20 protein-coding genes are annotated in these 23,203 nt (G+C 65.3%); 10 read left to right on the top strand and 10 right to left on the bottom strand.

The window, feature by feature from the left end; genetic code table 11:
• Positions 1-8 precede the first annotated feature (8 nt).
• Both CLU91_RS05050 and CLU91_RS05045 read left to right on the top strand, forming a co-directional pair.
• A complete protein-coding gene (locus CLU91_RS05050; RefSeq protein WP_100873267.1) occupies positions 9-1,115 on the top strand; it encodes an efflux RND transporter periplasmic adaptor subunit in 1,107 nt (368 codons plus the stop codon).
• A complete protein-coding gene (locus CLU91_RS05045) occupies positions 1,112-4,174 on the top strand; it encodes an efflux RND transporter permease subunit (RefSeq protein WP_100873266.1) in 3,063 nt (1,020 codons plus the stop codon). Before CLU91_RS05050 ends, CLU91_RS05045 begins: the two co-directional genes overlap by 4 nt.
• Positions 4,175-4,387: 213 nt before the next feature.
• Here the strand turns inward: CLU91_RS05045 and CLU91_RS05040 are convergent, their stop codons facing one another.
• Complete coding sequence (locus CLU91_RS05040) at positions 4,388-5,425, bottom strand: helix-turn-helix transcriptional regulator (protein ID WP_198521251.1); 1,038 nt, start codon at positions 5,423-5,425, stop codon at positions 4,388-4,390.
• Positions 5,426-5,642: 217 nt separating this feature from the next.
• Between CLU91_RS05040 and CLU91_RS05035 the strand changes: the two genes are divergently transcribed.
• Together CLU91_RS05035 and hpaR are read left to right on the top strand one after the other, a co-directional pair.
• Entirely contained in the window at positions 5,643-7,652 is a 2,010-nt protein-coding gene (locus tag CLU91_RS05035; RefSeq protein WP_198521250.1) for a glycoside hydrolase family 3 protein, read from the top strand.
• A 251-nt stretch (positions 7,653-7,903) separates the two neighbouring features.
• Entirely contained in the window at positions 7,904-8,359 is a 456-nt protein-coding gene (gene hpaR, locus CLU91_RS05030; protein ID WP_232730634.1) for a homoprotocatechuate degradation operon regulator HpaR, read from the top strand.
• A gap of 334 nt (positions 8,360-8,693) precedes the next feature.
• On the opposite strand, the gene CLU91_RS05025 is transcribed toward hpaR, so the two are convergent.
• On the bottom strand, positions 8,694-9,467 hold the full coding sequence (locus tag CLU91_RS05025) for an SDR family oxidoreductase (RefSeq protein WP_100873262.1): 774 nt from the start codon (positions 9,465-9,467) through the stop codon (positions 8,694-8,696).
• 123 nt (positions 9,468-9,590) lie between these two features.
• On the opposite strand from CLU91_RS05025, the gene CLU91_RS05020 reads away from it, so the two are divergent.
• Positions 9,591-10,514 carry a LysR family transcriptional regulator gene (locus CLU91_RS05020; protein WP_100873261.1) on the top strand — a complete coding sequence of 308 codons (924 nt, stop codon included), beginning with the start codon at positions 9,591-9,593 and terminating at the stop codon, positions 10,512-10,514.
• A gap of 15 nt (positions 10,515-10,529) precedes the next feature.
• Positions 10,530-11,282, top strand: coding sequence for a DUF4303 domain-containing protein (locus tag CLU91_RS05015; RefSeq protein ID WP_157814603.1), 753 nt, complete (start codon positions 10,530-10,532; stop codon positions 11,280-11,282).
• 3 nt (positions 11,283-11,285) lie between these two features.
• Here the strand turns inward: CLU91_RS05015 and CLU91_RS05010 are convergent, their stop codons facing one another.
• The 7 genes from CLU91_RS05010 to CLU91_RS04980 form a co-directional block, all read right to left on the bottom strand.
• Complete coding sequence (locus CLU91_RS05010) at positions 11,286-12,407, bottom strand: metallophosphoesterase (protein ID WP_100873259.1); 1,122 nt, start codon at positions 12,405-12,407, stop codon at positions 11,286-11,288.
• Positions 12,408-12,479: 72 nt separating this feature from the next.
• Positions 12,480-13,994 (bottom strand): ATP-binding response regulator, encoded by a 1,515-nt coding sequence (locus CLU91_RS05005; RefSeq protein ID WP_100876590.1) that lies wholly within the window; start codon positions 13,992-13,994, stop codon positions 12,480-12,482.
• The gene (locus CLU91_RS05000; protein ID WP_100873258.1) at positions 13,981-15,804 is read right to left on the bottom strand and encodes an ATP-binding protein; all 1,824 of its coding nucleotides are present in this window, start codon (positions 15,802-15,804) and stop codon (positions 13,981-13,983) included. Before CLU91_RS05000 ends, CLU91_RS05005 begins: the two co-directional genes overlap by 14 nt.
• On the bottom strand, positions 15,801-16,886 hold the full coding sequence (locus CLU91_RS04995; protein ID WP_232730633.1) for an ATP-binding SpoIIE family protein phosphatase: 1,086 nt from the start codon (positions 16,884-16,886) through the stop codon (positions 15,801-15,803). Before CLU91_RS04995 ends, CLU91_RS05000 begins: the two co-directional genes overlap by 4 nt.
• A complete protein-coding gene (locus CLU91_RS04990; protein WP_100876589.1) occupies positions 16,883-17,299 on the bottom strand; it encodes an ATP-binding protein in 417 nt (138 codons plus the stop codon). The genes CLU91_RS04995 and CLU91_RS04990 overlap by 4 nt, the downstream gene beginning before the upstream one ends.
• Positions 17,296-17,658, bottom strand: coding sequence for an STAS domain-containing protein (locus CLU91_RS04985; protein WP_099763575.1), 363 nt, complete (start codon positions 17,656-17,658; stop codon positions 17,296-17,298). Before CLU91_RS04985 ends, CLU91_RS04990 begins: the two co-directional genes overlap by 4 nt.
• 7 nt (positions 17,659-17,665) lie before the next feature.
• The gene (locus tag CLU91_RS04980) at positions 17,666-18,559 is read right to left on the bottom strand and encodes an STAS domain-containing protein (protein WP_232730632.1); all 894 of its coding nucleotides are present in this window, start codon (positions 18,557-18,559) and stop codon (positions 17,666-17,668) included.
• Positions 18,560-18,771: 212 nt separating this feature from the next.
• On the opposite strand from CLU91_RS04980, the gene CLU91_RS04975 reads away from it, so the two are divergent.
• The 4 genes from CLU91_RS04975 to CLU91_RS04960 all read left to right on the top strand — a co-directional run bounded on the left by CLU91_RS04975 (position 18,772) and on the right by CLU91_RS04960 (position 22,504).
• Positions 18,772-19,185, top strand: a complete 414-nt coding sequence (locus tag CLU91_RS04975) for a hemerythrin domain-containing protein (protein WP_100873255.1) — start codon at positions 18,772-18,774, stop codon at positions 19,183-19,185.
• A gap of 31 nt (positions 19,186-19,216) precedes the next feature.
• Positions 19,217-20,398, top strand: a complete 1,182-nt coding sequence (gene hmpA / locus CLU91_RS04970; RefSeq protein WP_100873254.1) for an NO-inducible flavohemoprotein — start codon at positions 19,217-19,219, stop codon at positions 20,396-20,398.
• 115 nt (positions 20,399-20,513) lie between these two features.
• The gene (locus CLU91_RS04965; protein WP_100873253.1) at positions 20,514-20,822 is read left to right on the top strand and encodes a DUF485 domain-containing protein; all 309 of its coding nucleotides are present in this window, start codon (positions 20,514-20,516) and stop codon (positions 20,820-20,822) included.
• Between the two features lie 14 nt (positions 20,823-20,836).
• Positions 20,837-22,504 carry a cation acetate symporter gene (locus CLU91_RS04960; protein WP_100873252.1) on the top strand — a complete coding sequence of 556 codons (1,668 nt, stop codon included), beginning with the start codon at positions 20,837-20,839 and terminating at the stop codon, positions 22,502-22,504.
• A 64-nt stretch (positions 22,505-22,568) separates the two neighbouring features.
• Here the strand turns inward: CLU91_RS04960 and CLU91_RS04955 are convergent, their stop codons facing one another.
• On the bottom strand, positions 22,569-23,024 hold the full coding sequence (locus tag CLU91_RS04955; RefSeq protein WP_100876588.1) for an RrF2 family transcriptional regulator: 456 nt from the start codon (positions 23,022-23,024) through the stop codon (positions 22,569-22,571).
• Between the last annotated feature and the right edge of the window lie 179 nt (positions 23,025-23,203).

The following is a 23,203-nucleotide window of genomic DNA, read 5'->3' as shown; positions in this document are numbered from 1 at the left end:
GAATTCCTATGCGCTGGCGCCGCCTCGCTTCATCTGTTGTCATTTCCACCTTACCCCTGGCCTTGAGCGCCTGTGCCGACAAGGCGCAGGCCGATCCGCGCACGGCCACGCCGCTGGTGCGCGCCGTCACGGTGCAGGGCGCCGAAGCGGGCGCGCGCAGCTTCACGGGCGTGGTCGCGCCGCGCGTGCAGAGCGATCTCGGTTTTCGCGTGGCCGGCAAGGTCAGCCAACGGCTGGTCGACGCCGGCCAGGCCGTGCGCCGTGGCCAGCCATTGATGCGCCTCGACGCCGACGACTTGCAACTGCTGGCGCAGGCGCGGCAGGAATCCGTCATCGCCGACCGCGCCCGCGCACGCCAGGCGGCGGACGAAGAAGCGCGCTACCGCGACTTGCGCGGCACGGGCGCCATTTCGGCATCCAGCTACGACCAGGTGAAGGCGGCGGCTGACGCGGCCGGCGCCCAGCTCAAGGCGTCCGAAGCCCAGGCCGGGGTGGCGCGCAATGCGCTGCAGTACGCGGTGCTGCTGGCCGACGCCGACGGCGTCGTGATGGATACCCTGGCCGAACCGGGCCAGGTGGTCGCGGCCGGGCAGGTGGTGGTGCGCCTGGCCCATGACGGCCGGCGCGAAGCGGCGATCCAGCTGCCGGAAACCTTGCGCCCAGCGCTCGGCTCCACGGGCCAGGCGACCCTGTTCGGCAGGCCGGGCGCCAGCGTGCCGGCCACCTTGCGCCAGCTGTCGCAGACGGCGGACCGGCAAACGCGCACCTTCGAGGCGCGCTATGTGCTCGACGCGGCGCTGTCAAGCGCGCCGCTGGGCGCCACCGTCACCTTGCGCCTGGCCGGCGCGCAAGCTGCCGGCGACGCCGTGCAAGTGCCGCTGGCGGCGCTGCATGATGCGGGCAAGGGGCAGGGCGTGTGGGTGATCGGAGGTACCCCGGCCCAAGTGAGCTGGCGGCCCGTGAAGGTACGAGGGCTGCACGATGACGGCGCCGACGTGGGCGGCCTGAAGGCGGGCGAACGCATCGTCGCGCTGGGCGCCCATCTGCTGCGCCAGGGCGAGCAGGTCAGGGTCGAACAGGCGCCAGTGGCAGCCGCCGCGGGAGCGCGTCCATGAGCGCGGCCGGTTTCAACCTGTCCGCGCTGGCCGTGCGCGAGCGGTCCGTCACCCTGTTCCTGATCTGCCTCATTTCGCTGGCCGGCCTGCTGTCGTTCTTCAAGCTTGGGCGCGCGGAAGACCCGGCGTTCACGGTCAAGGTGATGACCATCGTCACCGCCTGGCCAGGCGCCAGCGCGCGCGAAATGCAGGACCAGGTGGCCGAAAAGATCGAAAAGCGCCTGCAGGAGCTGCGCTGGTACGAACGTGCCGAGACCTATACCACGCCCGGCCTGGCCTTCACCACATTGACCCTGCTCGACGGCACGCCGCCCGGGCAGGTGCAGGCCGAGTTTTACCAGGCGCGCAAGAAGGCCGGCGACGAGGCGGCCAATTTGCCGGCCGGCGTGATCGGTCCCATGATCAACGACGAATACGCCGACGTCACCTTTGCCCTGTATGCGCTGAAAGCCAAGGGCGAGCCGCAGCGCCTGCTGGTGCGCGAGGCGGAAACCCTGCGCCAGCGCCTGCTGCACGTGCCGGGCGTGAAAAAGGTCAATATCATCGGCGAGCAGGCCGAACGCATCTACGTCGAGTTTTCGCAGGAGCGCCTGGCCACCCTGGGCGTGCGGGCGCAGGACGTGTTCGCGGCGCTGCACGGCCAGAATGCCTTGACGCCAGCCGGCTCGGTCGAAACGCGCGGGCCGCAGGTATTCATCCGCCTTGACGGCGCGCTCGACGCGCTGCAAAAGATCCGCGATACGCCCGTGGCGGCGCAGGGGCGCACCCTGGTCCTGTCCGATATCGCCACCGTGCGCCGTGGCCAGGAAGATCCGGCCAGTTTCATGGTGCGCAATGGCGGCGAACCGGCGCTGCTCTTGGGCGTGGTCATGCGCGACGGCTGGAACGGGCTGGATCTGGGCAAGGCGCTGGACGGGGAAGTGACGGCCATCGGCGCCGCCATGCCGCTGGGCATGAGCCTGGTCAAGGTCACCGACCAGGCAGTCAACATCGGCGCGGCCGTCGACGAATTCATGCTCAAGTTCCTCGCCGCGCTGCTGGTGGTGATGCTGGTGTGCTTTGTCAGCATGGGCTGGCGGGTCGGCATCGTGGTGGCCGCCGCCGTGCCATTGACCCTGGCCGTGGTGTTCATCGTGATGGCGGCCACCGGCAAGAACTTCGACCGCATCACCTTGGGTTCCTTGATCCTGGGCCTGGGCTTGCTCGTGGACGACGCCATCATTGCCATCGAAATGATGGTGGTGAAGATGGAGGAGGGCTACAGCCGCATCGCCGCCTCCGCCTACGCCTGGAGCCACACGGCCGCGCCCATGCTGGCTGGCACCCTGGTCACGGCCGTCGGCTTCATGCCGAACGGCTTTGCCCGTTCGAGCGCCGGGGAATACACGAGCAATATGTTCTGGATCGTCGGCATCGCCCTGATCGCCTCGTGGGTGGTGGCGGTGGTGTTCACTCCCTACCTGGGCGTGAAGCTACTGCCTGAACTCAAACACGTCGCCGGTGGCCATGAAGGCTTGTACGACACGCCGCGCTACCACCGCTTTCGCCGGCTGCTGGGGCGCGTGATTGCCCGCAAATGGCTGGTGTTCTGCACCGTGATCGGCCTGTTCGTGCTGGCCGTGCTGGGCATGGCCGTCGTCAAGAAGCAGTTTTTCCCGATCTCCGACCGTCCTGAAGTGCTGATTGAAGTGCAGCTGCCGTACGGCAGCGCGATCGGGCAGACCAGCGGCGCGGCGGCCAAGGTGGAAGCGTGGCTGGCGCGCCAGAGCGAGGCGAAGATCGTCACGGCCTATGTGGGCCAGGGCGCGCCGCGCTTTTACCTGGCGATGGGACCGGAATTGCCCGATCCGTCGTTTGCCAAGATCGTCGTGCGCACCGACAGCCAGCAGGCGCGCGACGCCTTGAAGCAGCGCTTGCGCGTGGCGGTGGCCGCCGGGCTGGCGCCCGAGGCCAGGGTGCGCGTGACGCAACTGGTGTTCGGCCCATATTCGCCGTTCCCCGTCGCCTACCGGGTCAGCGGCCCTGATCCCGAGGTGTTGCGCGGCATCGCCGGCCAGGTGCAAGCGGTGATGCAGGCCAGCCCGCTGATGCGCACCGTGAACAGCGACTGGGGCACGCGCACGCCCACCCTGCATTTCAGCCTGCAGCAGGAGCGCCTGCAGGCGATGGGCCTGACGTCCGCCGCGGTGGCGCAGCAGCTGCAGTTTTTGCTCAGCGGCGTGCCCGTCACGGCCGTGCGCGAAGATATCCGCACGGTGCAGGTGGTGGCGCGCGCGGCTGGCGACGTGCGGCTGGACCCGGCGCGCATCGCCGACCTGACCCTGGCTGGCGCGAATGGCGAACGCATCGCGCTGTCGCAGGTGGGCAGCGTCGAGGTCCGTTCGGAAGAACCGGTGATGCGCCGGCGCGACCGCCAGCCGACGATTACCGTGCGTGGCGACATCGCCGATGGCCTGCAGCCGCCCGACGTCTCGGGCGCCATCACGGCGCAGCTGCAAACGGTCATCGACAAGCTGCCGGCTGGCTACCGCATCGAGCAGGCTGGCTCCATCGAGGAATCGGCGAAGGCGACGCAAGCCATGCTGCCGCTGTTCCCCATCATGCTGGCATTGACCCTCTTGATGATCATCCTGCAGGTGCGCTCGATCTCGGCCATGGTCATGGTGTTCCTGACCAGCCCATTGGGCCTGATCGGCGTCGTGCCCACCTTGCTGCTGTTCCAGCAGCCGTTCGGCATCAATGCGCTGGTCGGCCTGATCGCGCTGTCGGGCATTTTGATGCGCAATACGCTGATCCTGATCGGCCAGATTCATCAGAACGAGGCGGCCGGGCTGGCACCGTTCGACGCCGTCGTCGAAGCGACCGTGCAGCGCGCGCGCCCCGTGATCCTCACTGCGCTGGCGGCCATTCTGGCCTTTATTCCGCTGACGCATTCGGTTTTCTGGGGGGCCTTGGCCTATACCCTGATCGGCGGCACGTTTGCTGGTACGGTGCTGACCTTGGTGTTCCTGCCCGCCATGTATGCGATCTGGTTTCGGATACGTCCGGGTAGAGATTAAAAAGCGGGCCGGAGACGCGGGCCTGAGAAAATGCCGATGGCGGCGTTGCAGCTTCCTTGCCGTACTGGCGTACTGTCTGCGTCGCTGCGCCTTGCCCTCGGCATTTTTCAGGCTCGCTTGGCCCGGGGAGCCTGGGTTTTGGACTTGGGCCGTTTCGTGGTTTGCCGGTTTGTTTGTTGTTTGTTGCTTGTTTCTTGTTGCTTGTCTCTTTCTCTAGGCTCCGGCGGCATCCTGCCGGTAGCGTGCCGGCGGCAGTTCGAACTGGGTCTTGAAGAAGCGGGTGAATGCGCTTTGCGAGGAAAAGCCCAGGCGGTCGCCGATTTCCGCCACGCTCAGCTTCGTTTCGCGCAGCAGGCGGCGCGATTCGCGGCTCTTGGCGCGCAGTTCCAGGGCGCGGAACGAAGTCTGTTCCTGCTGCAGCTGGCGTTGCAAGGTCCAGCGGTTCATCGCCAGGCCGTCGCACAGGGCCGGCAGCAGCGAGGCGCTGTCAGTGTCGCCTGCGCCTTGCCGGCCCAGCAGGTCGATGATGGCTTGCTCCACGCGGGCCGAAAACAGCTGTGCGCCCTGCAACTGCTGCAATTGCCCTTGTGCGTGCCGCAGCGCGTGCGGCGCCAGCATGGCGTTGAACTGCGCGAAGGGCCGGTCCAGCGCCGGTGCGTCGAACGTCAAGGTATTGCGCGCCTGGCCAAAGGTGGCGGCGGCGCCGAAGCACTCGGAAATGGCGGGCGCGAACCACGGCGCCTTGCCCTGGAAGCCGGCATGGAAGGCGGTGGGCGCGCCATCGTCGTAGGCGCGCGCCACCAGCGACAGCATGCGGAAATTGGCCAGCGCCTGCATGGCGCCGCCCGACGGGCAGAACTCGGACAGGTATTCGATCTCGATGCGCGTGCCATTTTCACTCATCAGCATGAAATCGAATTCGCCGATCAGGCCCCGCAAGTGCAGCAGCTCGTGCAGCGCGCTGCGCAGGGTGGGGCGGTTGAAGCAGACGTGGGCGATGCCCGAGTAATGCGCGAACCAGTGCGTCACGTCGAGGTCGAGCAAGCCGCGGTGCTGCGGCAGCTGCTGCGCGTAGGCCGTCATGCGGCGGTGCCGCTCGGCGTTGATGCGGCCGCCCGGTTCGTCCAGCTGCGCCGGCGTGATGCCCGTGCGCTGAAAAAACTCGGCGGGTTCGTGGCCATCGGCCTGCATGGCGCGCGCGCATTGCTGCGCGATCCGGTTCGAAACCGTGCGCGTATCGGGTTTGTGCAAGGCTGTCTCCTGCTTATTCTGCTTGTTGTAGTAATTTTTCACAAATATTAGCACTTTGTAGGAGATTGTTGGTTGTTGTGCCATCTAACCAAAAATTGTTCTCGCGGGTATAAAACGCGTGCTGCGCGGTCAAGAAACTCACGCATTCTCACGCTATATTGTTTTTGGCCGGCCTTGCTGCCGCGCCTTGATACCTACAAAAACAGTCTTGGAGATAATGATGAATTGCACTTTGAAACCGATGGCCCGCCTGGTCGCCGGCTGCGTCGCCACGCTTGCCCTGGCCGCCTGCGGCAACGACACCGTCAGCGAGGACTACAAGCAGCCCGTATTCGGCGCCACCACCTTCAATCTGGTCCAGGCCGACGGCTATGCCTTCAAGGATATGAACCGCAACGGCAAGATCGACCCGTACGAAGACTGGCGCCTGCCGGCCGAGGCGCGCGCCGACGATTTGTTGTCGCGCATGAGCCTTGATGAAAAAGCGGGCTTGATGATGCACGGCACGGCGCCCACCGTTGCCGACCCCACCGGCATCGGCCAGGGCGGTGCGTATGATTTGACGGCCCTGCAGGACCTGATCGTCAAGCAGTACGTCAACACCTTCATCACGCGCATGGCGGGCGACTCGGCCAACATGGCGGCGCAGTACAACAAGGTGCAAGCTCTGAGCGAAACGTCGCGCCACGGCATCCCGGTGTCCATCAGCACGGACCCGCGCCACCATTTCCAATACACGGTGGGCGCCAGCGCCGGCACCAAGGGCTTCTCGCAGTGGCCTGAAACCCTGGGCCTGGCCGCCATCGGCGACGATGCGCTGGTGCGCCGCTTCGGCGACATCGCGCGCCAGGAATACCTGGCCGTCGGCATCACGCAGGCCCTGTCGCCGCAAGCCGACCTGGCCACCGAGCCGCGCTGGTCGCGCATCAACGGCACCTTTGGCGAAGACGCGGACCTGGCCAAGCGCATGGTGCAGCACTATATCGAAGGCTTCCAGGATGGGAACACGGGCCTGCATGACGGCAGCGTGGTGGCCGTCGTCAAGCACTGGGTCGGCTACGGCGCCACGAAAGAGGGCTACGACGGCCACAATTACTATGGCCGCTACATGACCTACCCGGGCAACAACTTCGCCTACCACGTGAAACCGTTCGAAGGCGCCTTCACGGCCAAGGCGGCTTCCGTCATGCCGACCTACGCTTTGCCGGACGGCAATATCACGATCGACGGCATCACCCTGGAACAGGTGGCGGCCGGCTTCAGCAAGACCATGCTGACGGATCTGCTGCGCGGCAAATACGGCTTCGAAGGCGTGATCCTGTCCGACTGGGGCATTACGTCCGACTGCGACGCCAACTGCCGCAACGGCACGGCGCCTGGTGTCGCGCCTTCCTTCATGGGCTTCGGCACGCCGTGGGGCATGGAAGACGCCACCAAGGCCGAGCGTTATGTGAAAGCCGTGACGGCGGGGATGGACCAGTTTGGCGGCGTGACGGAAGCGCCATACCTGACGCAAGCCGTGCAGCGCGGCCAGCTGACGGAAGCGCGCATCAATGCGTCGGCGCGGCGCATCCTGATCCAGAAATTCAAGCAGGGCCTGTTCGAGCATCCGTTCGTCGATGCGGCCAAGGCGGCCACCACGGTGGGCAAGGCGGACTTCGTCGAGGCAGGCCTGGACGCGCAGCGCCGCTCGCTGGTCCTGCTGGAAAACAAGGACAAGGTCTTGCCGCTGGCGTCCACCGTCAAGAAGGTCTACCTGTATGGTATCGATGCGGCCGTAGCCAGGCAGTATGGCTATACGGTGGTCGCCACGCCGCAGGAAGCGGACGTGGCCCTGCTGCGCGTGGCCGCGCCGTATGAAATCCTGCACCCGAACTACATCTTCGGCAGCATGCAGCACGAGGGGCGCCTGAACTATGCCGATGGCGATGCCGACTACGAGGCGATCAAGAACGCGGCGAAGTATGCGCCGAAGACGGTGGTCACCGTGTACCTGGACCGCCCGGCCATCCTCGGCAACGTGCAGGACAAGGCCAGCGCCATCCTCGCCAACTTTGGCGTGAGCGACGGCGCGCTGTTCGATGTCCTGACGGGCAAGGCCAAGCCGCAAGGCAAGCTGCCGTTCGAGCTGCCATCGTCGATGGCCGAAGTGCAGGTGCAGAAGTCGGACGTGCCGTATGACACGGCCCATCCGCTGTACAAGTTTGGCTACGGGCTGGCGTACTGACAGGCGCGGGACGGGCCGCCCTGCGCGGCCTGTTCCCGGCCGATGGACTGTAGCCTGGCTGGCCCGGTGCGCCTGCAGGTGACTCCGGCCGTGCGCGAACACTTGTGACGGCGGGCGTGCTGTACTTCGTGCAGCGGCATGCGCAGGAGGAGAGGGGGCGGACGTAGCGAAAAATACATTGTTGCCGGCCTGCCGTTTGCACGGGGCGGGCCGTATAATGACGTTCATTTGCCGGCCACCAGGAGTTCCGCTTGCAGCTACCGATCCGTTATCCGAACATGCCGCAACTGCTGCTGAAGACACGCGACAGCCTGCTCCAGCATTTCCGGCCCATCCTCAATCACTTCGGCGTGACGGAGCAGCAGTGGCGCATCATGCGCGCGCTCAACGAAAGCCCCACCCTGGAACCGCGCGAGCTGTGCAATATCTGCCAGATTTCCAGTCCCAGCATGAGCGGCATCCTGGCGCGCATGGAAGAAATCGGCTTGATCGGACGCAGCAAGTTTGAAGGCGACCAGCGCCGGCGCAAGGTGCACCTGTCGGAAGCGGGCGCCAGTTTGCTGATGCAAATGGGTAAGCTCATCGACCTGCAGTATGCCCACCTGGAAGCGGCCTACGGCAAGCAAGTGTTCGAAGACATGCGCCGCGCGCTGGAAGCCTTTATTGCCCTCGAAACCCTGCCGGTGGCGCCCGCGATCCTGCGCTGAGCTTCGCCACACCCTTGATTCCGGCAGCATACTTTTGAGAGTCAATCACTCCTATGCGAGTGATTGAGCGTCTAATTTTCCCCCTTGATCCACATCCACATCCACATCCCCGGCCAAGGGCATCGCGCGCGCTACCGCCAGTTGTCGTTCGAGAGAACTATGCGCTGTCCAGGCGCGCAGCCAGACCCTGGGCGAAGGCGGCGGCATCGTCGGTGCCATCGCTTCGGTGGGCGATTCGCAAAATGGCACGCCGTCGTCGAACGGCGGCCAGACGGTGCTGCTGGTGGGCCTCAAGCACGCCTTCTAGTTCTGATTGTGCCCGTGCTGTTCCCTTTCAAGCGGCAAAACCGCCATCGATCTTCAGCCCGGCGCCCGTGACGAAGGCCGCTTCCGCGCTGGCCAGGTAAGCGACCATGCCGGCAATTTCATCGGCCGTGCCGTGGCGGGGCAGGGCCATCAGGCCGTGCATCAGGTCGGCGAAGTCGCCCGTCGGCGGGTTCATGTCCGTGGCGACGGGACCCGGTTCCACATTGTTGATGGTGATGCCGCGCGGGCCCAGGTCGCGCGACAGGCCTTGCGTCAGGCCGCTCAGCGCCGATTTGCTCATGGCATAAGCAGCCGCGCCGCCGAATGGCATGCGGTGCGCATTCGTGCTGCCGATATTGATGATGCGCCCGCCCGTCGGCATGTGCGCCACGGCCGCCTTGATGGCGACGAAGACGGCGCGCACGTTGACGTTCAAGGTCTTGTCGAAGTCTTCCAGCGAAAAATCATCGATGGCGCCGGGCAGGAACACGCCCGCATTGTTGACGAGGATGTCGACACGGCCAAACTGTGCCGCCACCTTGGCGATGGCGGCCGTCAGGGCAGTGGCGTCGGCCGCATCGGCCTGCACGCCCAGGGCCTTGCCGCCGCTTGCCTCCACTTTGGCGGCCAGCGCCTGCGCTTCGGCGGCCGAATGTTGATACGTGAAGACGACGTTGGCGCCCTGGCTGGCAAGGCGGCGCACGATGGCCGCGCCGATGCCGCGCGAGCCGCCCGTCACGAAGGCGATTTTGTTCAGCAGTGGCAAGGTGGTGCTGGTGCTGGTGGTGGCTTGGGTTTGCATGATGAGCTTTCTGAGTGAGGAGTCGAGGAAGCCAGTATCTGCCTTGCATTGCCTGCGCGCTAGCCATGAATCGCTACAATCACTTTCAACCATTGCTATCAAGTGAACGGGTAGAATAGGCGCATGGAAGCTCTCAATCACTTGCAATCATTCGTGCTGTCGGCCGAGCTGGGCAGCTTTTCGGCGGCCGCGCGCCGCCTGGGGCTGACGCCTGCGGCCGTCAGCAAGAACGTGGCGCGCCTGGAAGCGAGCCTGGGGTTGCGGCTGTTCCAGCGCAGCACGCGCCGTTTGACCCTGACGGAAGGGGGCGAGCGCTTCCTGCAGCAGATCGGCGGCGCCCTGTCCACCCTGCGCGAAGCGATCGCCGGCGTGGCCGAAGAGGGCGGCCAGCCGGCCGGCATACTGAAAATCAGCATGGCGCCGTCGTTCGGGCGCAGCTACGTCGTGCCCCTGCTGGGCGACTTCATCGCCCGCTATCCCGGTGTCATCCCCGACTGCCATTTCGACAACCGGCAAGTGGACCTGGTCGGCGAGGGGTTTGACGTCGCCATCGGCGGCGGCATCGAATTGACGCCGGGCGTGGTGGCGCGCGAACTGGGCCACGCCCACATCGTCGCCACGGCGTCGCCCGCCTTCATGCAGGGGAAAATCATGCCCGCGCACCCTTCGGACCTGGCCCAGTTCGACGGCGTGGCGCGCCGCTCGGCTGGCAGCGGCAGACTGCGCAGCTCGATACTGCGCGATGGCGCGGGCGGCGAAGGCGTGGCCGAATGCCGGCCGCGCGCCATCTTCGACGATCCGGAAGCGATGGCACAGGCGGCCATCCTCGGCGTCGGCGTGGCGCTGCTGCCCATGCCGCACGCGCTGGCCCACTTGCGCAGCGGTGCATTGATCCGCTTGCTGCCCGGCTGGCATGCCGATTCCGGCCCTTTGTCCGTGTACTATCCCAGCAAGAAACTGCTGCCCGCGAAGACGCGCGTGTTCGTCGATTTCCTGCTGGAGCAGTTCCGCCAGCGCGATTTCGCGGCGCAGATACGGCCCGATTAAACAATGAAAAATCTTATGCCTGACAATTACAGCCTGTTTTATACCTTCGACCATGACCAGCCGACCCGCTTCCAGGAAGCGCGCGTCTTCGGCACCACCGTGTGGACGGCCGCCGGTGCGGCCATGACCTGGGGCGAGGAGGCACGCACGCAGTACGCCAGCGTAGCCGAAGCGCAGGCCGCCTACGCCGCCAGTTGCCAGGCAGCTGTCGCCGGTGGCCATACCCTGGCGCGCGCCATGCTCATCGACCCGGCCGTCTTTGATTTCGCGCTGCTGCAAACCCTGGTGGCGGACGCCGCGCGCAGTGCTTTCGCTGCCGTGCGCCGTGCCCATCCCGGCCAGCACATCGACGCTTTCGCGCTGGTCAGCGACGACAGCGCCATGACCATCGGCCCGGCGGCCAACAGCCGCGAAGCGCTGGCCGCCTCGGAATACGGCGAAGAGATGTTGTGGAATCCGGCGGAATGGGCGTTTGAGGACGGGGTCGCGTATTTCGACAGCGCCTACCGTTTGCTGCTGCAGGCGCACCGCGACTTGCCGTTTGACGTCGACTTCGACACTTTCCGCACCGGCGTGTTCGAGGCCTGCATCGCGGCGCTGGCGCAGCTCGACGCCGAAGCCTGTTTTGGTGCGGGCGCGCAGCGCGAGGAGTTCGTGCTGCTGTTCGAGGTCAGCGACAGTGAACCTGTGGAAGGCGTGATGGCACGTTTGAATCCGCCGGCCGTGCTGGCGCGTTTCGAGGCGTGGATGGCCAGCTGGGAGGAGTGAAGTTTACGCTGCCACCAGCCTCAGTCTCGTGATTTCCGCCGGTGCGCCGATGCGTTTCGGCGGGCCCCAGTACCCCGTGCCGCGGCTCACATAAATCCACAAGCGGCCTTGCCGGTGCAGGCCGGCCACGTAGGGCTGCTGCAGCGGCACGAACAGATTCCACGGCCAGAATTGGCCGCCGTGCGTGTGGCCCGACAATTGCAGGTCGTAGCCGGCCGCTACCGCCTCGGGCGCGCTGCGCGGCTGGTGCGCCAGCAGGATGCGGGGAATGCTGGCGGGCGCGCCGGCGATGGCCGCTTGCGGGTCGCTTTTCTGGGCCGGGTCGAAACTGGCCGCATTGAAATCGGTGACGCCGGCCAGCGCCAGGCGCGCGCCGTCGTGCTCGATCACCGTGTGTTCGTTCATCAGCACGCGCAAGCCCAGGCGGCGGAACTCCGCCACCCACGGCGCGGCGCCCGAATAGTATTCGTGGTTGCCCGTGACGAGGAAGACGCCGTGGCGCGCACGCAGCACGCCCAGCGGCGCCGTATGGCTGGCCAGTTGCGCCACCGTGCCGTCGACCACGTCGCCCGTGATGGCGATGATGTCGGGCTGCAGGCCATTGGCGCGTGCGACGATGGCTTGCACGTAGGCGCGCTTGATGGTGGCGCCCACGTGGATGTCGCTCAGTTGCACGATGGTCAAGCCCTGCAAGGCGGGCGGCAAGCCGGCAATCGGCACCGTCACTTCGCGCACGCGCGCCACCTTGCGGGCGTTGATGAAACCGATGGCGGTGGCCAGCAGCGCCAGGAGCAGCACGGCCACGGCGGACGCCTGCGCGTGCGGGCGGGCGGCGGGAATCAGCAGGGTGAGTTCGCGCAGCACGGTCAGCACGAACAGCGAGGAAAAAAAGCCCATGCACAGCGAGCCGGCCCAGCTCAAACGGTCGGCCAGGCGCCCATCGTTGGTGACGGCGCGGGCGAAGATGGTCATCGGCATCAGCATGGTTGACGCCAGCAAGACGGCGCCGCCCAGCAGCCAGCCGGCCAGGCCGACGGGGAGCGAAGGCAGCAGCAGCCAGCCGAGGACGGCGTGCAGAGCGCCCAGTATCATGGTGATGCGCAGCAGCGGCGTGCGGGTTGTCATGTCATGGTTCCAGAGGTGAGGCGGCCGCCGATTATAGCGGACGCCCTGGCAACGCGCAGCCGCCACCCCCGCTCATGGCGTGATATGCAATCCCAGCATGGCCAGCTTGCCGAAATCGACGGGCTTGGCGAAGTGCTCGTTGAAACCGGCCTGCAGCGCTGCCTGCCGGTCGTGTTCCTGGCCATAGCCGGTCAGCGCGACGAGCAGGAATTGCTGCGGTATCGGCAACTGGCGCATTTTGACGGCCACGTCGTAGCCGCTCATGTCGGGCAGGCCGATGTCGAGAAAGACGATGTCGGGCTTGAATTCCAGGGTGCGTTCGGTCGCTTGCGTGCCCGTGTAGGCCGTGCGCACCGTGTGGCCGTACATTTCCAGCAGTTCGGCCAGGGTGTCGGCCGCATCGCAGTTGTCGTCGACGACGAGGATGCGCTGGCTGCCGCCGGTGGCTGCCTGCGGCGCCGGCGCGGCCGGCTGCGGCAGGTTGGCGTCGAGCGGCAGGATGACTTCGAAGGTGCTGCCCAGCCCCACGCCGGGGCTGCTCACGCTGACCTGGCCGCCGTGCAAGGTCACCAGGTTGCGCACCAGCGACAGGCCGATGCCCAGGCCGTCCTGCACCCGGTCGGGCGAGTGGCCGCTCTGCTCGAACAGGCCGAAGATGCTGTCGATATTGGCGGCTGCGATGCCGATGCCGTTGTCGCAGAGGCGGATGCGCACGTTGTCGCCTTCGCGCGCGGCGGTGATGGCGATGCGCCCGCCCGGCGCCGTGAACTTGGCCGCGTTGAGCAGCAGGTTGGCGACGATCTGCGACAGGCGCACGGTGTCGCCGCAGACCCACAGTTCTTCCTGGGGCAGGTTCACGTCCAGCGCATGGCCGCGCGCCTCGACGCTGTGCGAACTCGTTTCCAGCGCGCTGCGGATGACGCTGGCCAGGCTCACGCTTTCCCATTGCAGCGAGATTTTTCCCTGCGAGATGCGCGACACGTCGAGCAGGTCATCCACCAGGCGCACCAGGTGGTCCGTGTGGCGGCCGATGGTGCGGCGCGCATTGTCCTGCATGGCCGGCACGACGGGATCGAGCTTGCACAGCAGGGCCAGCGCCGTGCGGATGGGGCCCAGCGGGTTGCGCAATTCATGCGCCAGGGTGGCCAGGAATTCATCCTTGCGGCGGTCCACGTCGCGCAGCGCGCGCTCGACCCGTCCCAGGCGCAGCAGCGCCTTGACGTTGGCGATCAGTTCATCGGCCTCGATCGGCTCGACCAGGTAGTTGTCGGCGCCGCCATCGAGAGCGCGGATCTTGTCGGCCGTGCCGATGCAGGAAGCGGACGTTTGCAGCACCAGGATGGTGTTGGTCTCGGCACCTCCTTTTAGTTGGCGGCACACTTCGAGGCCGTTGATGTCGGGCAGCTTGACGTCGAGCAGGATCAGGTTGGGGCGGTCCTGGCGCGCGCGCAGCAGCGCGTCGCCCCCGTTCGACGCTTCGATGACCTTGAAGCCGGCGCGTTGGAGGATGCGCGACTTGGCGTAGCGTGCGCCATCGCTGTCATCGACGTTGAGGATCAGAGCATCGCTGTTGTTATCCGGTAGCATGCGCATTGTCCCAGGTGGTTGTGCCTTGCGGCGGAACCGGCTCTTGCCGGTGGTGTGGATTGCCGATCAGCGCGCGCAGGGTGGCCAGCAATTGCTGGCGCGACAGCGGCTTGACGTAGTAGGCGTCGGCGCCCAGGGCCAGGCCCTTGCGCACGTCGTCGATTTCGGTGGCGACGATGACGGGCACCTGGCGCCGCAGCGGATCGTTTTTCAGCTCGGCCAGCCAGTGCCAGGCCGTTTCGCCGTGCAGCATGATGTCGAGGATGACGGCGGCGGGGCGCTGCTGTTCCCAGCGTTCCTGCGCCTCGCGCACGCTGCGCGCTGGAACGACGCGAAATTCGCTGCCGGCCAAAAATTTGTCATACAGCAGGCGCACGGGCGGATTGTCTTCCACCACCAGCACGCCGATGCGCTGGTCGTTGCCATTGTCGTTGGCCGGCGCGCATGGCGGCAGGCTGCCTTCGGGCGCATGGTAGCTGGTGGGCAGGACGACGGAAAACAGCGATCCTTCACCGGGCGTGCTTTCCACGGACACCGTGCCATTGAGCAGGGTGGCCAGGTTGCGGCACAGGGGCAGGCCCAGGCCCGTGCCCTTGACCTTGCGCTGCATGTGGTTTTCCACCTGGCTGAATTCCTCGAAGATCAGTTGTACGTCTTCGGCGGCGATGCCCAGGCCCGTGTCGGAGACGGAAAAGCGGATGGCGTCCTGCTGCGGCAAGGGCGTGGCGCTGACGATGATGGCGCCCGCTTCCGTGAACTTGAGGGCGTTGGCGATGAAGTTGCGCAGGATCTGCGACAGCTTGCCTTCGTCCGTATGGATGTGCAGCGCCGGGTCGGGATCGATGAAGGTCAAGGTGAGCGACTCGGACACCAGCAGCGGGCGCAGCATGCCGCGCAGGGCGCTGAACAGGTCGGCCACCTGAAAACTGTTGGCGTGCACGTCGACCCTGCCCGCCTCGATCTTGGCCAGGTCCAGCAGGTCGTTCACCAGGTCGCTCAGGCTGACGGCGCTTTGCAGGATGAACAGCACCTGTTTTTCCTGCTCCTCGGACAGCTCGCCATCGATGCGGTCGAGCAGCAGCTTGGACAGGGCGCGGATGGAGCTGAGCGGCGTGCGGAATTCATGGCTCATGTTCGACAGGAAGCGCGATTTCATCTGGTCGGCGCGGCGCAGGTGGTCGGCTTTTTCATCGAGTTCCGCGAACAGCGCCACCACGCCCCGGTTGGTGTCTTCCAGTTCGCGCGTCAGCTGCAGCAAATCGTCCTGGCGCGTCTTCAGTTCGGCCAGGGTGGCGAGCAGCTCGCGGTTCTGCTGCTGCACTTCGGACAGCGTGATATCGGAGGGCAGCGCCTGCAGGCTGCCGGACAGGGTGCCGATCATGCTGCCGTCGAGCAGGGGCGCGTCGCGCGGGAACAGCTTGTGCAGCGTGATCTGCGTGCCGTCGCCCGGCGTGCTGTGGATATGGCAGCGGTCCATCAGGCGCTGGGCGCCCAGGATGCCCAGGCCCATGCCTGTGGGCGAGCGGTAGGTGCCGGCCAGTATCTTGTCGAGCTGCGCGATGCCGGGGCCCTGGTCCTCGATGCGGATGCTGAGCACCTGCGGCGCCGTCTGGCCATCGATGGCGAAATGCACCTTGCCGCTGCCGGCGTAGTTGTAGACGTTGCGCGCCAGTTCCGACACGGCCGTGGCGATGCGCACCTGGTCCTGCACGCCGAAGCCGCACAGGGCGGCGATCTGCCGCGCGCGCTGGCGCGCTCCCACCACATCGAGTTCGCTGCCGATATGCGCCGTCAATATGCGTTGCGTCATGTTGTTTCGTTCCTTTCCTCGGTGCCGGCCTGGCATTCCTCATGTTCGCGCAGCACCACCACCGTGACATCGTCGCGCCCGCGCGCAAAATCGCGGTACAGCACGGCGGCGACGAGGCTGGGGTGGCAATGCGCCAGGCCCGGATACTGTTCCAGGTCCCAGCGCGTGTGCAAGCCGTCCGAGTGCATGATCAAGGTCGCGCCCAGCTGCCACGGATAGCAGAACTCCTGCACCTTGCGCAGGTTGCTGCCGACGATGCCGTTATGCGACAGCAGATGCCGGCGCTGCTGCGCGTCGAAGGCGCAGGCGGCGATGTTGCCCACGCCGGCATAGCGCAACTCGCGGCGCGCGCTGTCGATGTGCGCCACCGCCAGGGCCGCGCCGCGCGTGGTGCGCAGGGCGCCGTGGGCCAGTTCGATGAAGGGGGCGGGCAGGGGCGGCAAGCCGGGCGTGTCAGTTTCCAGCAAGGCGCTGGCGCGTTCCGAGGCGCGCGCCGCCAGCGGGCCGTGGCCCAGGCCGTCGGCCACCAGCAAGCTCAGTTCATGGCCTTCGCAGACCACGTTCCAGGCGTCGCCGCACACCTGTTCCGAGGGCAGCGGCAGGCACACGGCGCCGATGCGCCAGTTCGGATGGGCGGGGATGGCGCTGCTGGCGTGCTGGCCCCAGACCACCATCATCAGCACGGTGCCCTTGCCGGGCGCCGTGTACAGGTCGAATTCCTGGCTCAGGCGGCGTATCGCGCCCAGGCCCACGCCGTAGGTGCCCGTGGTGGAATGGCCATCGGCCATGTACTGGCGCACATTGCCCATGCCGGGGCCGTTGTCGATGGCCAGCACTTCGATGCCGCTGGTGCCGCCGCGCAGCACCTTGCGCAGCAGGATTTCGCCGCGCTGCGCGTGCTTGACGATGTTGGTCGCCGCTTCGCTGATGATGATGGCCAGCTGGCCCGTGCGCACGTCGTCGAAGCCGATGCGGCGCGCCAGTTCGTTGCTGGCGCGGCGGGCCGCGGCGATCTCGCTCGGCTCGCCGATGGGAAAACTGCGTTGCCTGGCGATGTCAGGGGCTTGCTCGATGTGGTTCAAAACAGCTTCCATTTCGCGATGGTGACGGTGGTGCCCGCGCCGGGCGCCGTGTCGATGTGAAAGGCGTCAGCCAGGCGCTTGGCGCCGCCCAGCCCCAGTCCCAGTCCGCCGCCGCTGGTATAGCCATCGGTGAGCGCCAGGGAAATATCGTCGATGCCCGGTCCCGCGTCGACAAAGCGCAGTTCCAGTCCCTGCCGCGCGCCATCGCAGACGCGCGCGATGCGCGCTTCGCCGCCGCCGCCGTAGCGCAAGGTGTTGCGCGCCAGTTCGCTGGCCGCCGTGATGATCTTGGTCTGTTCGATCAGGCCAAACCCCATGGCGACCATGCTGTCTCGTACCTGCTTGCGCAGCCGCACGACGTCTTCGTCGCTGTGCAGGGGCAGGATCTGCTGCATCTGTTGCGCCCCCGTCATGCGCATGCGCCGTCCCGTTCCAGCAGCTTGATGCCCCGTTCCACGTTGAGCGCCGTGCTCACGCCTTCCAGGGTCAGGCCCAGTTCCACCAGGGTGATGGCGACGGCCGGCTGCATGCCGACGACGACGGTGCGCGCATCGAGGATCTTCGCCATCGCCGCCGTGTTGCTGATCATGCGGCCGATGAAGGAATCGACGATGTCGAGCGCGGAAATGTCGATCAGCACGCCCGTGGCGCGGTCCGTCACGATGCGGGTGGTCAGGTCGTCCTGCAAGGTCATCGCCAGGCGGTCATGCATGTCCACCTGTATCGTCACCAGCAGCAGCCGGCCCATGCGTAAAATGGGGATTCTTTCCATAGGCGCCTCAGTGTGGTTGCTGCTGGTAGGTGATGCTGGAACCCGTGCGTTTCAGGGCCACGACGAAGGCGTCGGCCAGGGTGGCCTTGGTCACCACGTCTTCCAGGTTGACGCCCAGGTGCACGATGGTTTGCGCGATCTGCGGGCGGATGCCGCTGATGATGCAGTCGGCGCCCATCAGGCGCGCGGCGGCGATGGTTTTCAGCAGGTGCTGCGCCACCAGGGTGTCGACGGTGGGCACGCCCGTGATGTCGATGATGGCGATCAGGGCGCCCGTGTCGACGATCTTTTGCAGCAGGCTTTCCATCACCACTTGCGTGCGGGCGCTGTCGAGGGTGCCGATCAGGGGCAGGGCCAGCACGTTTTGCCACAGCTGCACCACGGGCGTGGACAGCTCCAGCAATTCCTGCTGCTGGCGCAATATCACCTGTTCGCGCGCCTTCTGGTAGATGGCGATGGTCAGCAAGCCCAGTTCGTCGAACAGCTTGCTGGTGCTGACGATGGCGTCGCCCAGCTGCTCCGGCTGCGCCGTGATTGCCTGGCGCAGATAGGCGAACAGCGGTTCCTTCAAGGCGAACATGAAGCTGGCCGTGTCGATCGGCGAATAGCCCTGGCGCACGCGCGACTGCGATATTTCAGCGATCAGCTGGCGCGTATCGTCCCAGGCGCCGCCTTCGATGTCGAACGAGTCGCCGCTGTCGAGCGCGCCCGCCAGCAGCGGCAGCAATTGCGCTGCCTGCTGGCGCAGCTCGTTTTCGGCGATCTTGTCGCGCCGCACCAGGCGGGCGATCAGGCCAGCCATCCAGCCGTCCAGCAGTGCCGTGTGGTGTTCGTTGATGATGCCGGCCAGTTGCTGCGCCTGGCCAGTGCCCGTTTTGACCGTATCCGTCTTCATTCTCATGCTCATCCTTGGCTGGAGTGGAGGGTGCGGCACGGCCGCAAGCGGGCCGCGCTGTGATGAATAAAGTATAGGCAAGCGTGGCCATAGCTTGTGTTCTGTGCCGCACATAGTGGCCATGTCAGTATGAAATACTGGTCATTTAAAGATGCATGTAATTTGCATGTTTAAGCGAATTCCGCTACACTGGCAACACTCAACAAGAGAAACACGCCATGAATATCGACAAATTCAAACAGCAGCACCTGGCCATCCTGGCCGCCATCGATGACTTGCGCCAGCTGGCGCGCGGCGGTGTGGCCGCGCAGGCGCAGGCCATTGCCGAACAGATCATCGCCATGAGCGGCTTGATCAAGCTGCACCTGGCCGTCGAGCAGCGCTACCTGTATCCGGCCGCGCAAGCGTCCGGCGTGGCCCGGGTGGCCCAGCTGGGACGCCAGTACGAAAACGAGATGCACGGCATCGCCGGCGCCTACCTCGATTTCGCCGGCCGCTGGAATACGCCCGTGCGCCTGGAAGCCGAACCGGAAGCCTTCCGCAGCGAAGCCAATACCGTGCTGCACGCGCTGTTCCAGCGCATGCGCCGCGAAGACCATGAGTTGTATCCAGCCGTTGAAACGCTGGCCTGAGAACGCTTACAAATATACACAGGAGTTTTACATGCTGACCCAAGAACAACGCGCCATCATCACGGCCACCGTCCCCATCCTCGAACAGGGCGGCGAAGCGCTGACGCGCCACTTCTACAAGAATCTGTTCCGCGACCATCCCGAAGTGCTGCCGTACTTTAACCAGGCGCACCAGCACAGCGGCGACCAGCAGCGCGCGCTGGCCAATGGCGTGCTGATGTATGCCAAACATATCGACCAGCTGGCAGCGCTGGGCGGCCTGGTGGTCACCATCGTCAACAAGCACGTGGCCTTGCAGATCCGCGCCGAGCACTATCCGCTCGTCGGCGCCAGCTTGCTGCAGGCGATCCGCGAAGTGCTGGGCGTCGAAGTCGCCAGCGACGCCGTCATCGACGCCTGGGGCGCGGCCTACGGCCAGCTGGCAGATATTTTGGCCGGCGAAGAAGGGCGCATCTACAAGGCGCAGGCGGCCGCGCCGGGTGGCTGGAGCGGCGCGCGCGACTTTGTAGTGCGCAGCAAGACGGTGGAAAGCGGCGAGATCACCTCCTTCCTGCTGGCGCCCGCCGATGGCCAGCCCGTGCTCGACTTTGCACCGGGCCAGTACATCGGCGTGCTGGTCACGGTCGATGGCTTGCCCATGCGCCGCCAGTACTCCTTGTCGGCCGCCAGCAATGGCCAGACCTACCGCATCAGCGTCAAGCGCGAAGCGGGTGGCAAGGTGTCGAACCATTTTCACGACCACGTGCAGGCGGGCGACACCGTACAGTTGACGCCGCCATCGGGCGACTTCGTGCTGACGGAGAGCGACAAGCCGCTGGTGCTGATCAGCGGCGGCGTGGGCATCACGCCGACCCTGGCCATGCTGACGGCGGCCCTGCGCGGCAAGCGTTCCGTGCACTTCATCCATGCGGCGCGCAACCACGGCGTGCATGCGTTCCGCGCGCAGATCGACGCACTGGCCGCGCAGCATCCGCAATTGAAACGCTATTACTGCTACGCGGAACATGGCGATGAGCAAGGTGCGCCGGACGCCGTCGGCTTGCTGAATAAAGAGCAGCTGAATGACTGGCTGCCAGCCTCGCGCGACATCGACGCCTATTTCCTGGGGCCGCAGCCGTTCATGCGGGCCGTCAAGCAATATCTGCGCGAGCTGGGCGTGCCGGAACGGCAGACGCACCATGAATTTTTCGGACCGGCTGCCGCGCTGAACTGAGCTGTTGCTTCTGCGAGAAAAAACCGCTGCCGTAAGGGGCGGGTAAGCCTCGCGCTGTACTGTGAATCCAAGCTCGCATAAAAGAGCAGGCTTTTACATAACAGGAGGCAACACCATGCATGACGATCTGGTACAAAAACTCAAGAGTGACCCCAATTATCATCGACTGGTCAAAGTGCGCTCGCGCTTCGGCTGGGCGCTGACGGGCCTGATGATGCTGGTGTATTACGGCTACATTTTGCTCATCGCCTTCGACAAGGAATTCCTTGCCACTAAAACGGGCACCGGCGTGATGACCTGGGGCATGCCGATCGGCCTGTTCGTCATCGTGTTTACCGTGGTGATCACCGGCATTTATGTGCGCCGCGCCAACAAGCAATTCGACGACCTGACCAGCGCCATCCAGGCACGGGTGCAAGCATGAACCGCGCCCCATCGATGCAACGCCCATTCGCCTGTCTGGCAGCCCTGACCTTGCTGGCGAGCGCCAGCAGCAGCGTGCTGGCGGCCGGCGCCGACCTGGGCCAGGCAGTCAAGCAGCCGACCAACTGGACGGCGATCATCATGTTCGCCGTCTTCGTCATCTTCACCCTGTTCGTCACCAAATGGGCGGCCAAGAAGACCAAGTCGGCCTCCGACTTCTACACGGCCGGCGGCGGCATCACGGGCTTCCAGAATGGCCTGGCCATCGCGGGCGACTATATGTCGGCTGCATCGTTCCTCGGCATTTCCGCCGCCGTCTTCTTGAACGGTTATGACGGCCTGATCTATGCCATCGGCTTTCTCGTCGGCTGGCCCGTCATCACCTTCCTGATGGCCGAGCGCTTGCGCAACCTGGGCCGCTACACCTTTGCCGACGTGGCCGCCTACCGCTTCAAGCAGGCGCCGATCCGTATTTTCTCGGCGTCCGGCACCCTGGTCGTCGTGGCCTTCTACCTGATCGCGCAGATGGTGGGCGCGGGCCAGCTGATCAAGCTGCTGTTCGGCCTCGAATACTGGATCGCCGTCGTCCTGGTCGGTACATTGATGATGATTTACGTGCTGTTTGGCGGCATGACGGCCACCACCTGGGTGCAGATCATCAAGGCCGTGATGCTGCTGGGCGGCGCCACCTTCATGGCCGTGGCCGTGCTGGCGCAGTTCAACTTCAGCCCGGAAGCGCTGTTCGCCAAGTCGGTGGACGTGCATGCCACCAAGGAAGCCATCATGGGCCCCGGTTCCTTCATCAAGGACCCGATCTCGGCCATCTCCTTTGGCATGGCGCTGATGTTCGGCACGGCCGGCTTGCCGCACATCCTGATGCGTTTCTTCACGGTGCCGAGCGCCAAGGAAGCGCGCAAGTCCGTGTTCTGGGCCACCACCTGGATCGCCTACTTCTACATTCTGACCTTCATCATCGGTTTTGGCGCCATCGTACTGGTAAGCACCAATCCCGAGTTCAAGGATGCTGCCGGCAAGCTGCTGGGCGGTAACAACATGGCGGCCGTGCATCTGGCCAAGGCTGTGGGCGGCAATGTCTTCCTGGGCTTCATGTCGGCGGTCGCGTTCGCCACCATCCTCGCCGTCGTGGCTGGTTTGACCCTGTCGGGCGCGTCGGCCGTGTCGCACGATCTGTATGCCACCGTCATCAAGAAGGGCAAGGCCACGGGCGCCAACGAATTGAAAGTGTCGCGCGTGACCACCATTGTTCTGGGCATCATCGCCGTCGTGCTGGGCATCGCGTTTGAAAAGCAGAACATCGCCTTCATGGTCTCGCTGGCTTTCGCGATTGCCGCTTCCGCCAACTTCCCCGTGCTGTTCATGTCGGTGCTGTGGAAAGACTGCACCACGCGGGGCGCCACCATCGGCGGCTTCCTGGGCTTGACCACGGCCGTCGCGCTGACGGTGGTGTCGAAGTCCGTCTGGGTCGACGTGCTGGGCCATCCGGCGGCGCTGTTCCCGTACGCCTCGCCGGCGCTGTTCTCGATGACGGCAGGCTTCGTCGGCATCTGGCTGTTCTCGGTGCTCGACAAGAGCCCGCGCGCGCGCATCGACCGCGCCGGCTACGAAGCGCAGCAAATGCGTTCGGAGACGGGCATCGGCGCGGCAGGCGCCAGCGCGCATTGATGTTGTAGATAGTTACTGCAGGAAACAATGCCCGGCTTGCCGGGCATTGTTGTTTCTGGCGCGCTTACTTTGCCACGCGCAGGGGAATCACGCCGGCCGCCAGCGCCGGCACGCCCGGCGTCGCTTCGAGTATCGATGCCAGGGTCACCGTGTCGAGCACGGCCAGGAAGGCGGCCGTGGCCTGGCCCAGCTTGGCTTTCAGCAGGCAATCGGGTGCGAGCGGGCAAGTGTTGTTTTCCTTGTTAAAACATTCCGCCATGAAAAAATCGCTTTCCGTCTCGCGCACCACGGTGCCGATATTGATCTCGGCCGGGTCGCGCGCCAGGCGCAGGCCGCCATTTCTCCCGCGCACCGTTTCCACGATGCCTGACAGGCCCAGCTGGTGCACCACCTTCATCAGGTGATTTTTTGAAATCGCATGCAGGTCGGCGATGTCCTGGATGGTCACGAGCCGGTCGCGGTGCGCGCCCAAATACATCAGGGTGCGCAGGGTGTAGTCAGTGTAGGCAGTCAGTCGCATGGGGTTCACTTATAAAGATGCGGATTACATCCTTGTTTCAAGCCGCCAGCATACAGGAGAGTGCCTGGCCATCGCCACCGCCATGTGACTGGCGCCGTCAATTTTCAGCCTGGAAAGACAAATTTGGTTGCCTTTCGCTTAAATGCGTAGTAAATTTTCATATTGTTGCCCTTGCAAAC

Origin of the sequence: Janthinobacterium sp. 64 (assembly GCF_002813325.1) — a bacterium.
Lineage (GTDB): Bacteria > Pseudomonadota > Gammaproteobacteria > Burkholderiales > Burkholderiaceae_D > Janthinobacterium.
Note: the sequence above shows the minus strand (reverse complement) of the source record. Positions and strands in the feature narration are given on the sequence as shown.

Bases quoted from the DNA above. Each gene is read 5' to 3' on its own strand.
- CLU91_RS05050 (WP_100873267.1), top strand. From the start codon at position 9: ATGCGCTGGCGCCGCCTCGCTTCATCTGTTGTCATTTCCACCTTACCC.
- CLU91_RS05045 (WP_100873266.1), top strand. From the start codon at position 1,112: ATGAGCGCGGCCGGTTTCAACCTGTCCGCGCTGGCCGTGCGCGAGCGG.
- CLU91_RS05035 (WP_198521250.1), top strand. From the start codon at position 5,643: ATGATGAATTGCACTTTGAAACCGATGGCCCGCCTGGTCGCCGGCTGC.
- CLU91_RS05025 (WP_100873262.1), bottom strand. From the start codon at position 9,467: ATGCAAACCCAAGCCACCACCAGCACCAGCACCACCTTGCCACTGCTG.
- CLU91_RS05020 (WP_100873261.1), top strand. From the start codon at position 9,591: ATGGAAGCTCTCAATCACTTGCAATCATTCGTGCTGTCGGCCGAGCTG.
- CLU91_RS05015 (WP_157814603.1), top strand. From the start codon at position 10,530: ATGCCTGACAATTACAGCCTGTTTTATACCTTCGACCATGACCAGCCG.
- CLU91_RS05010 (WP_100873259.1), bottom strand. From the start codon at position 12,407: ATGACAACCCGCACGCCGCTGCTGCGCATCACCATGATACTGGGCGCT.
- CLU91_RS05005 (WP_100876590.1), bottom strand. From the start codon at position 13,994: ATGCTACCGGATAACAACAGCGATGCTCTGATCCTCAACGTCGATGAC.
- CLU91_RS05000 (WP_100873258.1), bottom strand. From the start codon at position 15,804: ATGACGCAACGCATATTGACGGCGCATATCGGCAGCGAACTCGATGTG.
- CLU91_RS04990 (WP_100876589.1), bottom strand. From the start codon at position 17,299: ATGACGGGGGCGCAACAGATGCAGCAGATCCTGCCCCTGCACAGCGAC.
- CLU91_RS04985 (WP_099763575.1), bottom strand. From the start codon at position 17,658: ATGGAAAGAATCCCCATTTTACGCATGGGCCGGCTGCTGCTGGTGACG.
- CLU91_RS04980 (WP_232730632.1), bottom strand. From the start codon at position 18,559: ATGAGAATGAAGACGGATACGGTCAAAACGGGCACTGGCCAGGCGCAG.
- CLU91_RS04975 (WP_100873255.1), top strand. From the start codon at position 18,772: ATGAATATCGACAAATTCAAACAGCAGCACCTGGCCATCCTGGCCGCC.
- hmpA (WP_100873254.1), top strand. From the start codon at position 19,217: ATGCTGACCCAAGAACAACGCGCCATCATCACGGCCACCGTCCCCATC.
- CLU91_RS04965 (WP_100873253.1), top strand. From the start codon at position 20,514: ATGCATGACGATCTGGTACAAAAACTCAAGAGTGACCCCAATTATCAT.
- CLU91_RS04960 (WP_100873252.1), top strand. From the start codon at position 20,837: ATGCAACGCCCATTCGCCTGTCTGGCAGCCCTGACCTTGCTGGCGAGC.
- CLU91_RS04955 (WP_100876588.1), bottom strand. From the start codon at position 23,024: ATGCGACTGACTGCCTACACTGACTACACCCTGCGCACCCTGATGTAT.